Here is a 14,025-nt window from a genome sequence, read left to right as displayed (position 1 = left end):
AAAAATAAAAAAAGAGGTTTAAACTTAACCTCTTTTTCTTTTATCCAAATATTTTTGAAAAGAAACCTTCATCTCCCGAATCAATTCCTTCTTTTTCAATTTTTCTAAGCATTTCTTCTTGTTTTTTAGAAACCTTCTTAGGAATTTTAAGATCCAATTGTATCATAAGATCTCCACGAGAATCAGAATGTAATAAATGGAAACCTTTTCCTCTAACTTTTAATACATCACCAGGTTGAGTTCCCTTAGGTATTTTTACAGTTAAATCTTTCCCATCTAAATTAGGAACTTCAATTTCTCCACCAAGTATAGCCTTGATAAAATCTACAGGAGCTTCCATGAAAACATTATTTCCATTTCTTTTATATATTCTATGAGGTTTAATATTTACTCTAATAAACATATCGCCAGAAGGAGCTCCATTAAATCCAGCTTCACCTTCCCCTGAAACTCTTAAAGTAGTTCCATTATCAATACCTTTTGGAATAGTAATTTCAATTTCTTTACTTTCCATAGAAACGCCTGTTCCAGAACAATCAGAACAAGGATCATCAACTTTTACACCACTTCCATGACAATCATGACATGTTTGAGAAACAGCAAAGAAGCCTTGTTGAACTCTTATTTTACCAGCTCCGTTACAAGTAGGGCATGTATGAGGCTTTTTCTTACTTTTAGATCCTGTTCCATCGCAAGATTTACATTTAGATTGTTTTCTAACTTTAACTTCTCTTTTTAATCCATTGAAAGCTTCTTCTAAAGAAATATCTACAGCATATTGTAAGTCATTACCTCTCATAGATGCTTTAGCTCTTCCGCCAGCAGCTCCGGCGCCAGCACCGCCACCCATAAAATCAGAGAAGATATTATCAAATATATCCGAGAAACCTCCAGCAGAATTAAAGTCAAACCCACCAAATCCATGAGGTCCACCAGCGCCACCATTAGCACCTGCATTACCCATGCCACCTCTCTTATAAGCTTCATGACCAAATCTATCATAAGCAGCTTTCTTTTGAGGGTCTTTTAAGCAATCATAAGCTTCATTAATTTCTTTAAATTTTTCTTCAGATGTTTTATCACCTTGATTTTTATCAGGATGAAATTTTATAGCTTGCTTTTTATAAGCCTTTTTAATCTCATCTGCTGAAGCATTTTTACCAACACCTAAAGCTTCGTAATAATTAGTCATTTCCTAATTCACCAATCCAATTTTTTTTTTAGTTTATACAACGTTGTTTTATTTAATAAATTCTAGCGAATCGAGTCTATAAAAATGGAAAAAACTCTCTCGCTGATTAAAAGAATTTCTAATGTAATTTTTCCATCAATATATAGTAATATATGCTTCTAGGTCAAGGGAAATCTAAAGCAAAAAAATATTTCAACTGAAACAACACTCTTTGATTTGCCTTTCTCAGGATTCTTTCCTATATTAAAAATATACCGAGAGAGAAAATTTAGAAAGAATTACTCTCAGTATAAAAAATATTATTAACTATGGTCTTTGCTTCTCTCCTTCCTTTCCCATAATTCTCCTTTCTGAACAGCAAAGACCACTTTTTTATCATAATGAAAAAAAATACCCCAGAAATTTCCAAGGCATTTTAATAATTTTTACTTTTTAAACTTTGCAATATAGCGTCTCAAGAAGCAGTTTAAATTTCTCCGTCTTGAGATAATAATCTTGCTACATTCTTAGTTCCTTCAATCTCTGAAAGTATAAGCATAACTATTGCCATTAGAGGAACACATAAAAACATTCCAGCAATTCCCCATAAACTTCCCCAAGCTGCTAATGAAAGAAGTATAACAACAGGAGACAAGTTAAGAGATTTACCCATTAATTTAGGATCAATAACATTACCAATTATTATTTGAGCTCCAACTATAAAAGTTGTCACAATAATAAATGGAGTTAATGTATGGAATTGTATTAATGCCATAAGAATAGGGAATATAGAACTCACTATAGAACCAAATGTAGGTATATAATTAAGTAAGAATATTAATACAGCCCAGAATTCAGCATTGTTTAATCCAACAATAGACATACCAATGTAAGAAACAACTCCTGTCGCAATAGACATAACTGTTTTAATTCCTAACCATTTTCTAATTTTAAGATTTATATTTTGCATAGTTTTTTCAAGTTTCTTTCTTTTAGCTTCTGTACTTGAAATCGCTTTAATTTTTTTATGGAAACTTTTTTCTTCTAGTAATATGAAAAGAACATATATAGCAACTAATCCAGCATTTCTAAGAATAGAAGTTATTGAGCTTAAAAGGTTTGCTAACACAGCTTTAAAATTAAGACCTTTTACAAAGTTTTGTGCACTTTCAGGAGATACATGTAAAGCAGCAGCAGTTTTATTAATAAACATTTTAACTTCGCCCTCAATAGAAGATATATTTTGAGATGCACTTATAATGTTACTGCCAATAATATTGCCAATTTCATAAACACCGTAAGAAACTATAAATAAAGAAAGTATTAATGATATAAATCCTGATCCTCTTTTAAGACCAATTATATTATCAAAAAAGTGTTTGAAACTACCTTTCATAGCATTGATTAAAAACCAAAAGAATATTGCTATAATAAATGGTAGAACTATGTCTCTAGCAATAGCCAAAAAACTTATTATTAAGATAGTGTTAAATAAATAACTAGTAAATTTACTTTTTTCCATTATGAAAATCCTTTTCCAAGTTAAAAAATTCTTGATATATATCCTGCTATATTATAAACTCCAAACAAATATAAGTAAAGGAGTTTTTAACATGGGTTTCAAATGTGGAATCGTAGGATTACCAAACGTAGGTAAATCAACATTATTTAACGCGTTAACGCAAACAATTTCAGCGGAATCTGCAAACTATCCGTTCTGTACAATAGAACCAAATGCAGGTGTTGTTTCTGTTCCAGATAGCAGATTGGAAAAATTAGGAGTAATTAATAAATCTCAAAAAATTCTTCCAACAAAATTAGAATTTTTAGATATTGCTGGTTTAGTAAAAGGCGCATCTAAAGGTGAAGGTCTAGGAAATCAATTCTTGGCAAACATAAGAGAGGTCGATGCAATCATACACGTTGTTAGATGTTTCGAAAGTACAGAAATCACTCACGTTGAAGGTAATGTAGATCCTCTTAGAGATATTGAAATTATAGAGACAGAACTACTTCTTTCAGATTTAGAATCTCTTGAAAAGAGGCTTCCAAATTTAGAAAAGAAAGCTAAGAATGGAGACAAAGAATCGGTAGCTATTTTACCAATGGTTAAAACCGTTCTAGAAGCTCTTCACAATGGAAAGGCTGCCATTTCAGTTAAGCCAGAAGATAAAGATGATTTAAAAATATTTAAAGGTCTAAATCTTCTAACTTCTAAGCCAGTTCTTTATGCTTGCAACGTATCTGAAGAAGAGGCACAAGATGGTAACGAACATTCTAACAAGGTAAAAGAATGGGCTGAAAAAGAAGGTAACAAATCAGTTGTTATTTCAGCAGAAATAGAAAAAGAAATTTCTACGCTAGAAAGCGATGAAGAGAAACAAGAATTTCTAGAAACTTTAGGTCTAAGCGAAACAGGTCTTAACAAAGTAATTAGAGAAGGCTACGATCTTCTAGATTTAATTACTTACTTTACTTCAGGACCTACAGAAACTAGAGCATGGACAATAACAAGAGGAACTAAAGCTCCTCAAGCAGCCGGTGTTATTCACACAGATTTCGAACAAGGATTTATCCGTTCAGAAACGATTTCTTATGAAGACTATATTTCGTGCGGAGGCGAAGTTAAATGCAAAGAAGCAGGTAAAATGAGAGTAGAGGGTAAAGATTACGAAATGCAAGACGGCGACGTATGTCATTTCTTGTTTAATAAGTAATTATTTGATATACTTTTATTCTATTGACTCATATATATAAAAAAGGTAAAATACTAACCATGAAAAAGACAGATAAGAATACAAAAAAAAGAAAAATTCCACTATCATTTTTGCTTAAAGTAGGATTTTACCTATTCCTTTTAGGTTCTATATCGTTTGGGTACATAGTATACAAACTTTCAGAAGATCTACCTGATTACAAACAATTATCAGAGTACACACCATCAATCACATCTAGATTTTATGCTTCAGACGGAAGTCTTCTAACTGAGTATGCAAAAGAAAGAAGAACCTTCGTTCATTATGAGCAATTTCCAGAAAAATTAGTAAGTGCTTTCATCGCAACAGAAGATCAAAATTTCTGGAAGCATAAAGGTATTGATCCAAAAGGTATTATTAGATCTATATTCATTAATGTAAAAAATAAAGCGCTTGGAGCTCACAGAAAATTAGTTGGTGCATCAACTATCACACAACAGGTTTCAAGAAACTTTTTCTTAAGTAGCGATCAAAAATACGAAAGAAAAATTAAAGAAATAATTCTAGCTTTAAAAATAGAAAGAACTTATTCAAAACAACACATAATGACTCTTTACCTAAATCAAATTTTCTTAGGTGCAAGATCTTATGGTGTTGCCGCCGCCGCAAAATCTTATTTTAACAAAGGTCTTGATGAGCTAACTCTTCCAGAAATGGCATTCCTAGCTGGATTACCAAAAGCTCCATCAAACTATCACCCTGTAAGAAATAAAGAAAAGGCACTTGATAGAAGAAATTTCGTTCTTAAAAGAATGAGAGAAGAAGGTTATATTTCTCGTTCAGAATATGAGGACGCAGTTCAAGCAGACTTAGATGTTGCTGACAGCCTAGTAAATAAACAAGAACAATATTCTAAATACTTCGCAGAAGAAATTAGAAAAGTTCTTACTGATGAATATGGTACAGAAACTTTCTATAGAGGTGGTTTATCGGTATTAACAACTGCTGATCCTGTAATGCAAGAAACGGCTACAAAACTTCTTAAAAAAGCTCTTTTAAACTATGACAATTCTCATGGTTATAGAGGTGCTGTTAGAAAATTTGATATGAGTGAGATTAAAAGGCTTGTATCAAATGGAGATGTTGAAACTCTTAAAAAAGAATTTGGAGAAAATCTAACAGAAAAACTTATTTTAAATAGTAAAAAAGTTGATACTGCGAAAAAAGATATCTGGGAAATATTAGTTAAATATGATAGCAGCCTTTCAGGTATGTACAACTGGGAAAAAGCTATTATAACAAGCGTTGCTTCAGATATAATTACTTTAGGTTTAGAATCTGGAAAAACAGGATTAATAAATCTTAAGCCAATTTCAAATTTCAGAGTAGATCCTAAAGTTTATGGTGTAACAAAAGTTTCATTAAAAGATAATTCTTGGAAGAAGAGAATCTTCGACGAAGGTGATATAATTTTCGTAGAAAAGAAAGCGGGAACTAAAAACTATTATGACCTAAGACAAAGTCCAAAGATCAATGGTGGTATGGTTGCTATGGATCCAAAAACAGGAAGAGTCTTCGCAATGGTAGGTGGTTTCTCTTTCAATAAGTCATTCTTTAATAGAGTTACTCAATCAAGAAGACAACCAGGATCTACAATTAAACCATTCGTTTATATGGCTGGTTTAGATAGCGAAAAGTATGTTCCTAACTCAACATTATTAGATGCTCCAGTGGTTATCTCTAAAGGTGATGGTGCAATGTGGAAACCAGAGAATTATGACAATAAATTCTTAGGTGAAATTCCAATGTATTTATCTCTATGGAAATCAAGAAATAACCCAACTGTTAGATTAGCAAAAGATGTTGGTATCAGAAATGTTATCAAAATGTCAGAAAAATTTGGAGTATATAATCATCTGTCTTCAAAAGAGAAAAACCTTTCTCTAGCATTGGGATCTGGTGCAACAACACTTCTAAACTTAACAACAGCATATTCTCAAATCCTTAATGGAGGAAGAAAAATCACTCCAACTATGATTGATAAGGTTCAAGATAGAGAAGGAAACAATATTTATGTTGTTGATAAAAGAAACTGTGAAGAATGTGGAAATATAGATTGGCAAAATGGTCTTCTACCTCCAACTGTAGAAGATAACAGAGCTCAAATTATTGATGAAAGAACTGCTTATCAAATCACTCATATGATGAAAGGTGTAGTTGATTACGGTTCTGGTAAAAAAGCTAAAATTCCAGGTAGAGATATAGCTGGAAAAACAGGAACATCAAATGATGCTAAAGACGTTTGGTTCGTAGGTGGAACTCCAGATTTAGTAGTAGGTATCTACATGGGATTTGACCAACCAGAATCTCTTGGATGGGGAAGTGCCGGCGGTACATTATGTGCTCCTATATTCAAAGAATTTATGACTACAATATTATCTGATAGCAAGGCAACAACATTCCCAGTTCCTACAGGAATAAAATTCGTTAGATTAGATAAAGCTACAGGTAAGCCTGCAGCGTATGATCTTCCTGAAAGTCAAGTTGTTGTGCAACCATTCAAACTAGAAGATAACGTTGAAAAAGTTATATCTTCAGAAGAAGGTGGTGAATATCAAGAAGGTAGCGAAGAAAATAACTACGCACCAAATGATTCAGAGGATTTAAATTTAGAAGAAGATATCTATTAATTTATCTTTTTCTATCCTATCTCATGTAAGAAAGGGTTGAGGGTGATTTAATTGAACAATTCTCCAACTACATCTCAAAATGACTTATATAATGGCAGAGTATATAATATACCTGCCACTAAGCCTTTTCTAAAGAGTATAGCGATAGATTTCGTTGAAAATGGTAGTTTCCAAGATCTTATAATGCTACCAACAAAAAGATCGTGTAGAGAACTTCAAAAAGAGATATACAGCCTATCAAAAGAAAAGGGATTAAATACAATAATCCTACCTAATATTATGGCATTTGGAGAAGTTAATGAAGATGATTTGTACTTTGAAGAAAGCATAGTATCACCAATAGATTTAATAGAAAAATCAAATTTAATATCTATCTCAAATATAGAAAGAACATCACTTTTATCTAAATTCATTATGGCTAAATTTAAGTCAGAAGAAGAGGGTAAAGCTATAGTAGAATACTTCGGATGGGATAAGGCAATATCACTTGCATTCGAATTAGGAAAACTAATAGACAGTTTCGAAATAGAAGAGGTAGATTTAAATATTCTTAACGACATATATCCTGAAGAATAGTCAGAGCATTATCAGAATGTAATAAAACTTCTAGAAGTTATAAAAGAATATTGGGATGAAATACTAGATGCAGAAGGAAAAATAAACCTTGCTAAAAAGCAAGTTTCAGAAATTAAATCTTTTGCAGATTTTTTAGAAACAAATAATAAATACAGTAGAATTGTAGTTGCAGGAACCACGGGTTCTCAGCCAGCGACAAGATACCTTATAAAGAAAATACTTCATAATGAAAATAGTGTTCTTATATTGCCTTCAATAGATATGAATATATCTGAAGAATCTTGGTTTGATATAGGTCAGTCTCACCCTCAATATGGAATGAAATTTTTATTGGATGAGCTATCTATAAACAGAAAATCTATAGAAGAATTTCCAATTTCTAAATCCAATTTCCAAGAGAATAAAGATCTAGAAATTTTTATTTCAGAAATAATGAAAGAGCTTGGTATAGAATTAAAAAATCCATCAGAAAAAGTTTCAGAGAATGTCCTAAATAATATCTCTATTATAGAAGGTAAAACAAATAGAGAAGAATCTGAATTGATAGCAATTTCAATTTTAGAACACATTAAGAAATCTCCAGAAGAAAAGATTGTAGTAGTTACTCCAGATAGACAAATGTCTAAGTCAATAACAACGAATCTTAAAAGTTTTGGTATAGAAACAGATGATAGTGGCGGATCTTCATTAAGCAAGTCTGAACTAGGTAGATATATGCTTTTAACTAACAGTCTTATATCTTCAAATTTTGATGCCTACAGCCTAATTTCATTCTTAGAAAACAAATATACAAATATTATAGAAAGCTTTATATCTAATAAGTCTGAAGATCAAAATTTATCTTCTAAAGAGATTAAAAATAAAAAGAAAATTATAATTAAAAATATTATAGATTTAGTGTTCAGAGGAGAAAAAATCTCTAAAGGTATCGATGAAATAATAAATAAACTTTATAAGCAAAAACTTCTTAGAGTCGAAATGGATAATGGAAATAAAATCACTTTCCAACCACATCTTACAAATATATCTACAAATGATATAGATGAAGTAATCTCAATCTTAAATAATGTTAAAACAAGTTCTGAGAGTCTTTCTAATATATTTGTAGAAAACAGAAAAACAAACTTTGTGAAAGTATTAGAAGCGCATATTAAATTTATTGAAAATATATGTGATTATAAAAATATCTTTAGTAATTCTGATGACGGTAAAGTTATCCAAAAAACACTAATAGAAATAAAAAATGCTATGCAGGATTTCAATATAGAAGTAAGCATATATGAATACGAAAAAATCCTAGAGGCATTTCTTGATACAAAGAGCATACGAAGCCCTCAATTCAATCACAACGTTTCTATCCTAGGTCCAATAGAAGCAAGAATGCTGGAAACAGATTATCTTATTCTAGCAGGATTAAACGAAGGAATATTCCCTCAAGGGCAAAAAGAAGATATATTCCTTAATAGAAAGATGAGAGATGAATTAGGTTTACCACTTCCAGAAAGAAGAATAGGACTGTCTTCTCACGATTTCGCAACATTAATAACTTCATCTAAAAAAACATTAATAAGTTATGCTCAAAAAAGAGATGGATCTATATCTCTTCCATCAAGATGGATACAAAAAATAAACTCATATCTTTCTAGGGTTGATTTAAGTATAGATAAATCGGAAGAAGTTCGTCTTAGAAAAATAAGAAATCATCTATTTAATAGTAAAGATTTCTCACCTATAAAAAGAACTTCATTTAATCCAGCAAAAGAATTAAGACCTAAAAGACTTTCTGCTACATTCGTAGAAAAAGCTTTAAAGGATCCTTATCAAATATACTCAAGATATATACTAAAACTATATAAGAAGTTCGACATAAATCAGGAGGTTTCAGCAGCAGATCTTGGCACAATAATGCACGAAGCTCTAGAAAATTTTGTAAAGAAAGATATGACTCATAGATTTGACCTGACTCAGGAGTTTGAACGCTTATTAGAGCTTAAATCAGTAGACGACAGTATAAAGATATTCTGGAGAGGTAGATTTAAAAAATTTGCCGATTGGTTTGTTCCCAAATATAAAAAAGAAAAAGATCAAATCATAAAACATTCTTTCACAGAAATTAAAGGATCTTATCTAGTTCCTGTAAGTGAAAAACTATCAGTTTCTAACAATGAAGTTCCTTTAATTATAGAAGGTACTGCGGATAGAATCGACCAGCTTCAAGATGGATCTTTTAGAATAATTGATTACAAAACTGGAACATGCCCAACTTGGACGCAAGTGATAGATGGATCAAAAGCTCAAATGGCAATAGAGGCTCTTATCCTAGAGAAAGGTGTTTTCAAATCATCTGAAGATGCAAAAGAACTTAAGACGCTTATGGGAGGCAAGGTTTCAACTTTAGCATTTATAACTATGTCTAGCCATAAAAATTCAGTGGGTGATGATAGAATATATCCTAAGTCCCCAGAAGAAGTAGATAATTTAAGAATTATAATTGAAAAGACAGAATCCGGTTTACAAACTCTAAACAAGGAATTTTTAAGAAAAGATAGAGAATTATTAGCATCTCCAACTTCAGAAAGTCAAAAGGAATCATTCTTTAATGACTACAGACACTTAGAGCGAATTAAAGAGTGGAAAAACAATGTTTAATTTTTCCTTGACTAATCGAAAGAAATACCATATAAATAGCACACATTATGTGAAAAAGTTTAAGAAGCATATTTGAAAATAACCTTAATTAAGAGTATGCAAAACCAAACAAATAAGGAAATATAAAAGATGGCACATCACAAATCATCAAAGAAAAGAATTAAAAGCGACGAAGCAAAAAGACAAGTAAACAAATCTAGATTATCAACAATCAGAACTTTTATCAAAAAAGTAGAAGCTGCTATCATCGGTGGCGACAAAACTGTTGCTAAAGAAGCTTTAAAAAATGCTGAATCTAAATTAGCAAAAGGCGCTTCAAAAGGTGTTATGCCTAAAAAAACAGCTTCAAGAAAAACTTCTAGATTAGCTGCTCAAGTTAAAAAAATGAAATAAATCTAATATTCAAAAAAAGATTTAGATCATCGTAATATGAAAGATTGTAAGAAATTACAATCTTTTTTATTTTAGACCTTGTCTATAAGGGCATTTTATGATAATATTAAGCAAGGAGAGTAAAGTAGAATTATGAAAAAATATCTAGATAAAAAACATCATATAACTATTTCTACAGGTTTTATGCTATTTTTAATAGCAGTTTTATCATCTCCATCAAAAGAATCTCAAGCCAAAAAGAGATATGGAAGAAGACAATTAGAAATTCAAAAATCATCTACAAAATTATCAAACTGCGAAGATAAAGCAGAACTTTGTTATCAACATTATGACCTTTCAACTAAAGATTGGAAAAAAGGTGCTAATGGTGAATATACTGAAAAAGCTAACAATTGTAGAAATCAAATTCACGAATGTAGAAAGGCTTATATGCCTACTAAAAAAGATTGTGTATCAGTCCTTGACCAATGTTATGCAGAAAATTGCCAAGGCGGAATCTGCGCAAATAAAGAAGATAATATAGACCTAGCACTTGCATGTATGACAAATCAAAACTATTTCTTCGTTTATGGTTGTATGATAGATGTAGAAGGTAAAGCTGGTCTTTGGGCCCAAAAAGCAAAAGGTCAAACAGCGGCTTTGGAAGAAGAAAAATTAAGACAAGAGCAAGCTCTTAAACAACAAGAATTGGATGCTCAACTTAGAATTAAACAAGCAGAAATACAAGCAAAGCAAGCGGAAGCTCAGGCTCAATCAGAAGTAGCTAGAATACAAGCTGAAAATGAAAGAAAAATGGCCGCTGAAGAAAGAGCTTATAAAGATAGAAAAGAAGCTGAAGAAAGAGCTAGAAAAGCTGAGGCAAGCAAAGATCCAAATGCTGAGTTCTTAAAGAGCGTTCTTAAAATGAAGAAAGATTTAAAGAAATTGCAAAAACATCTAACGGATGCAAAAAGTATGATCGGCTACAGAGAGAGTAGCAAAAAACCAGAGAATGTAATGTGGTATCGTCCAAACAAAGATAACACAATGGATGAAGAGTAGAGGGATAATATGAATAAATTTTTCAAAAAATCATTATTCAAAACAAGCATAATTTCTATGCTATTTATCCTATCTTTTACCTCAAAAAGCTATTCTTACGATAGAACTTGCGAAAATCCATTTACTCCAGGTGTTACTTTAGATGCAAGTAAATTTACAAGTGGGGGAACTTATAAGGTTAGATTTATATGTGAATCAGTTACAGACTCAGTTGAAAATATAGAGAAATTATTAAAATTAGATGAGAATAATATTAAAATATCACTAAATGATAATAATAAGTGGATTAGTGTAGGTATTGGAAACCAAACATATAGGTTTGAAGATGATGCGACATCTTCTGGTACAATATACGATGTTTTGGAAGATATTGGCTCTTTTAAAGAGGAAACAAAAAAAACAGGTTCAAAATCTAAATCAAATGATTTGGACAAAGCTCTTGAGGCGGCATTGGCACAGGTAAATACTTATGAAAAAGATTTTGTGATAAAGCCAAGATATTGTAATAGAATATTCACTCCAGGTGTTAAATTATATGAGGAAAGATTTACTGAGGATGCAGATTACAATGTAAAGATGCTAAAATGTACAACTGAAAGTTTTCAAAAAGAATTAAGATATCTATTACCAAATGCTAGATTTGCATGCATTAAAGGCGATGATAGAATAGAGTGTATTTTAAAGGTTAATAATAAAAAGATAGTTTTCAAATCTAGTAAAAATAAAAATGAGCACAAGGGATATACTATACCTGACATTATAGAAGGAATTGCAGGTAAATACTCTGGTAAATTAGATGTATGTAAACCTCAAAATATAGATATTTTTAGGTATTTGGGAGTAAGTATGACAAATCCTAGTGCTAAATACATATCAAAGAGGTGTCTTGAAGTAGCAGGTTGTGATGAAGGAGCTATAGATGATTGGGATGGCGACGGTAGAACTTATACCAGATTAGATAGGTTTGGTTGGAGCTGGAATGGTGGAAAAAATGATACAATCTTTAACTTTAATAAAATAACAGAAGATTGTGCATATAATAAATTTAGAATAGATACTAAACAAGGATGTTATTATTACAATCCTGATGCTAGAAATCTATACAAATTTGACGGAGAATATTGGAGAGAAGATGGGGTTATGCTTAGGTTGATAGATGATCTTTGCGCAGGAAAAGAGGAAGTTTTACCAACAAAATCTCCCGAAACAAAAACGGTTTATATTAGAGAGCCAGTAAAAGAAGATCCTATGAAGAAGTTCAATGATATTCTAGCACAATTAGAAAAAATTCCAGTTAAAAAAGAATCTTACTATTCTTGTTCTAAAAACGAATATGCAAACAGCGTTTATCTAAAGCTTAAAGGCTTCTTAGATGAATATAAAAAATTTGTAACTTTAACAGAAGATCTTGATATGGAGGCTATATCAGGTGGCGGAGATCTATATACAGGTTTCCTTTCAGATATAGATGATGAAATGGAATTTTGCTCAGGAATAGGTGATCACGTTGCAAAAGTTCAAACAGCTATAGATAAAATAAATCAAAAGAACACTGCATTTTGTTCTAGATTAGATGAAACTAAAAAGAAGAATTTAGATTCATTCACAGAAGGTTTGGATTTAATAGATAATGAAGCATTTTTAAGTGAAGATCTATTGTTCGATGATACATCAAGAACAGAATTTAGTGGAGGATATAAAAGTTATAATGTTGATATCCACAAAAGACCAAATTCTAATGTTGGTAAAAATTCAGCAGTACTAGGTGCAGAAGCAATTAAAGCTATTTACATTGCAGATAAAGCATATGACGCACTTTACGAATGCTTCAAGTTGACTTATAAAAGAGCAGAACAGATTGCAAAAAGAGCTGCAGGTTACGATACTTCAAGCACTTCAGATTATGGTTATGGTGATTCAAAAGGTCCAATTAACTATAATTCAATAGCTGGTCAAATTTCTAAAATTAGAAAAGGTAGAGAAATAACAGATGTTTGTAATTCTATTAGAAATTCTCTTTATTATATAGGTAACCCAAGTTTTGATGAAATCCCAAGCTGTAAAGTTTGCGAAGAAGGTGGTAAAGCAGAAGATAATACAAAGTCTCAATTAGAAAGTTGTTTAAAAGCAATAAAATATACTTATGATAAACAAGAAGAAGAAAAAAAGAATTCACAACAAAATCAATCATTAGGTTATCAACCTATTGGCTACAGCCCCTATGGACCAGTTATGATGGTTCCAGGATCTTCTGGCGGTAGATCAAATATGCCCTGGAATGAACCAGTGGAATACTATCAACAATAGCTCAACAAGATTTATTAGCGCAAAAGCTGTAGGAAATGCAGTTCATTATACAATGGCAAATGGCCAAACTTGGGTAAAAGAAGGTGGAACAAAAGCTTGGAGACACACAAATCCAGGTAATATGAAATCAACTACTTTTACAAAAAGAGCAGGTGCCATTGGAACAGGGGTTGAAGAAACTTACTATACTAATGAAAGAGGCTCTCACTACGCAGTTTTCCCAGATTGGGATACTGGAAAGAGAGCAATAAAAACACTTCTTTTAAGTCCTAGTTACAGAGATAAAGATATAAGAGGCGTTGTCAAAAGATATGCTCCAACTGCTTCAGGAGAAGTAAATAAAGCTTATGTAAATAAACTTCAAGTCTGTACGGGGGAGAGTTGTCGTTGGAAAACAGTAAAAGATTTCTCAGAAAAAGAATTATCTGATTTAATAGATGGAATTATAGATATGGAAGGTTATAGATCCGGCAAGGTCTATAAGTTATAAAAAGGAGACATC

Annotated in this window: 10 protein-coding genes; 8 read left to right on the top strand and 2 right to left on the bottom strand. The window is 31.5% G+C overall.

The window, feature by feature from the left end; all coding sequences use genetic code 11:
• Positions 1-40: 40 nt before the first annotated feature.
• Together dnaJ and N4A44_01410 are read right to left on the bottom strand one after the other, a co-directional pair.
• A complete protein-coding gene (dnaJ, locus tag N4A44_01415; GenBank protein MCT4552304.1) occupies positions 41-1,192 on the bottom strand; it encodes a molecular chaperone DnaJ in 1,152 nt (383 codons plus the stop codon).
• A gap of 466 nt (positions 1,193-1,658) precedes the next feature.
• The gene (locus tag N4A44_01410; protein MCT4552303.1) at positions 1,659-2,693 is read right to left on the bottom strand and encodes an AI-2E family transporter; all 1,035 of its coding nucleotides are present in this window, start codon (positions 2,691-2,693) and stop codon (positions 1,659-1,661) included.
• 91 nt (positions 2,694-2,784) lie between these two features.
• On the opposite strand from N4A44_01410, the gene ychF reads away from it, so the two are divergent.
• From ychF to N4A44_01370, 8 genes are all read left to right on the top strand, one after another.
• Positions 2,785-3,888, top strand: a complete 1,104-nt coding sequence (ychF, locus tag N4A44_01405) for a redox-regulated ATPase YchF (protein MCT4552302.1) — start codon at positions 2,785-2,787, stop codon at positions 3,886-3,888.
• Between the two features lie 59 nt (positions 3,889-3,947).
• Positions 3,948-6,557: a PBP1A family penicillin-binding protein gene (locus N4A44_01400; protein MCT4552301.1), complete on the top strand. Its 2,610-nt coding sequence runs from the start codon at positions 3,948-3,950 to the stop codon at positions 6,555-6,557.
• A 51-nt stretch (positions 6,558-6,608) separates the two neighbouring features.
• The gene (locus N4A44_01395) at positions 6,609-7,133 is read left to right on the top strand and encodes a hypothetical protein (GenBank protein ID MCT4552300.1); all 525 of its coding nucleotides are present in this window, start codon (positions 6,609-6,611) and stop codon (positions 7,131-7,133) included.
• Positions 7,134-7,394: 261 nt separating this feature from the next.
• Positions 7,395-9,782, top strand: a complete 2,388-nt coding sequence (locus N4A44_01390) for a PD-(D/E)XK nuclease family protein (GenBank protein MCT4552299.1) — start codon at positions 7,395-7,397, stop codon at positions 9,780-9,782.
• 129 nt (positions 9,783-9,911) lie between these two features.
• The gene (gene rpsT, locus N4A44_01385; GenBank protein ID MCT4552298.1) at positions 9,912-10,175 is read left to right on the top strand and encodes a 30S ribosomal protein S20; all 264 of its coding nucleotides are present in this window, start codon (positions 9,912-9,914) and stop codon (positions 10,173-10,175) included.
• Between the two features lie 132 nt (positions 10,176-10,307).
• Positions 10,308-11,216 (top strand): hypothetical protein, encoded by a 909-nt coding sequence (locus tag N4A44_01380; protein MCT4552297.1) that lies wholly within the window; start codon positions 10,308-10,310, stop codon positions 11,214-11,216.
• Between the two features lie 9 nt (positions 11,217-11,225).
• Positions 11,226-13,523: a hypothetical protein gene (locus N4A44_01375; GenBank protein ID MCT4552296.1), complete on the top strand. Its 2,298-nt coding sequence runs from the start codon at positions 11,226-11,228 to the stop codon at positions 13,521-13,523.
• A complete protein-coding gene (locus N4A44_01370; GenBank protein MCT4552295.1) occupies positions 13,495-14,013 on the top strand; it encodes a hypothetical protein in 519 nt (172 codons plus the stop codon). The genes N4A44_01375 and N4A44_01370 overlap by 29 nt, the downstream gene beginning before the upstream one ends.
• Positions 14,014-14,025 lie beyond the last annotated feature (12 nt).

Source organism: Alphaproteobacteria bacterium (assembly GCA_025210155.1).
Taxonomy (GTDB): Bacteria; Pseudomonadota; Alphaproteobacteria; order Rs-D84; family CASDRH01; genus JAOASE01.
Note: the sequence above shows the minus strand (reverse complement) of the source record. Positions and strands in the feature narration are given on the sequence as shown.

What these genes read in the sequence shown, in the direction of transcription:
- dnaJ (MCT4552304.1), bottom strand. Translation starts at nt 1,192, where the DNA reads ATGACTAATTATTACGAAGCTTTAGGTGTTGGTAAAAATGCTTCAGCA.
- N4A44_01410 (MCT4552303.1), bottom strand. Translation starts at nt 2,693, where the DNA reads ATGGAAAAAAGTAAATTTACTAGTTATTTATTTAACACTATCTTAATA.
- ychF (MCT4552302.1), top strand. Translation starts at nt 2,785, where the DNA reads ATGGGTTTCAAATGTGGAATCGTAGGATTACCAAACGTAGGTAAATCA.
- N4A44_01400 (MCT4552301.1), top strand. Translation starts at nt 3,948, where the DNA reads ATGAAAAAGACAGATAAGAATACAAAAAAAAGAAAAATTCCACTATCA.
- N4A44_01390 (MCT4552299.1), top strand. Translation starts at nt 7,395, where the DNA reads ATGAATATATCTGAAGAATCTTGGTTTGATATAGGTCAGTCTCACCCT.
- rpsT (MCT4552298.1), top strand. Translation starts at nt 9,912, where the DNA reads ATGGCACATCACAAATCATCAAAGAAAAGAATTAAAAGCGACGAAGCA.
- N4A44_01380 (MCT4552297.1), top strand. Translation starts at nt 10,308, where the DNA reads ATGAAAAAATATCTAGATAAAAAACATCATATAACTATTTCTACAGGT.
- N4A44_01375 (MCT4552296.1), top strand. Translation starts at nt 11,226, where the DNA reads ATGAATAAATTTTTCAAAAAATCATTATTCAAAACAAGCATAATTTCT.
- N4A44_01370 (MCT4552295.1), top strand. Translation starts at nt 13,495, where the DNA reads ATGAACCAGTGGAATACTATCAACAATAGCTCAACAAGATTTATTAGC.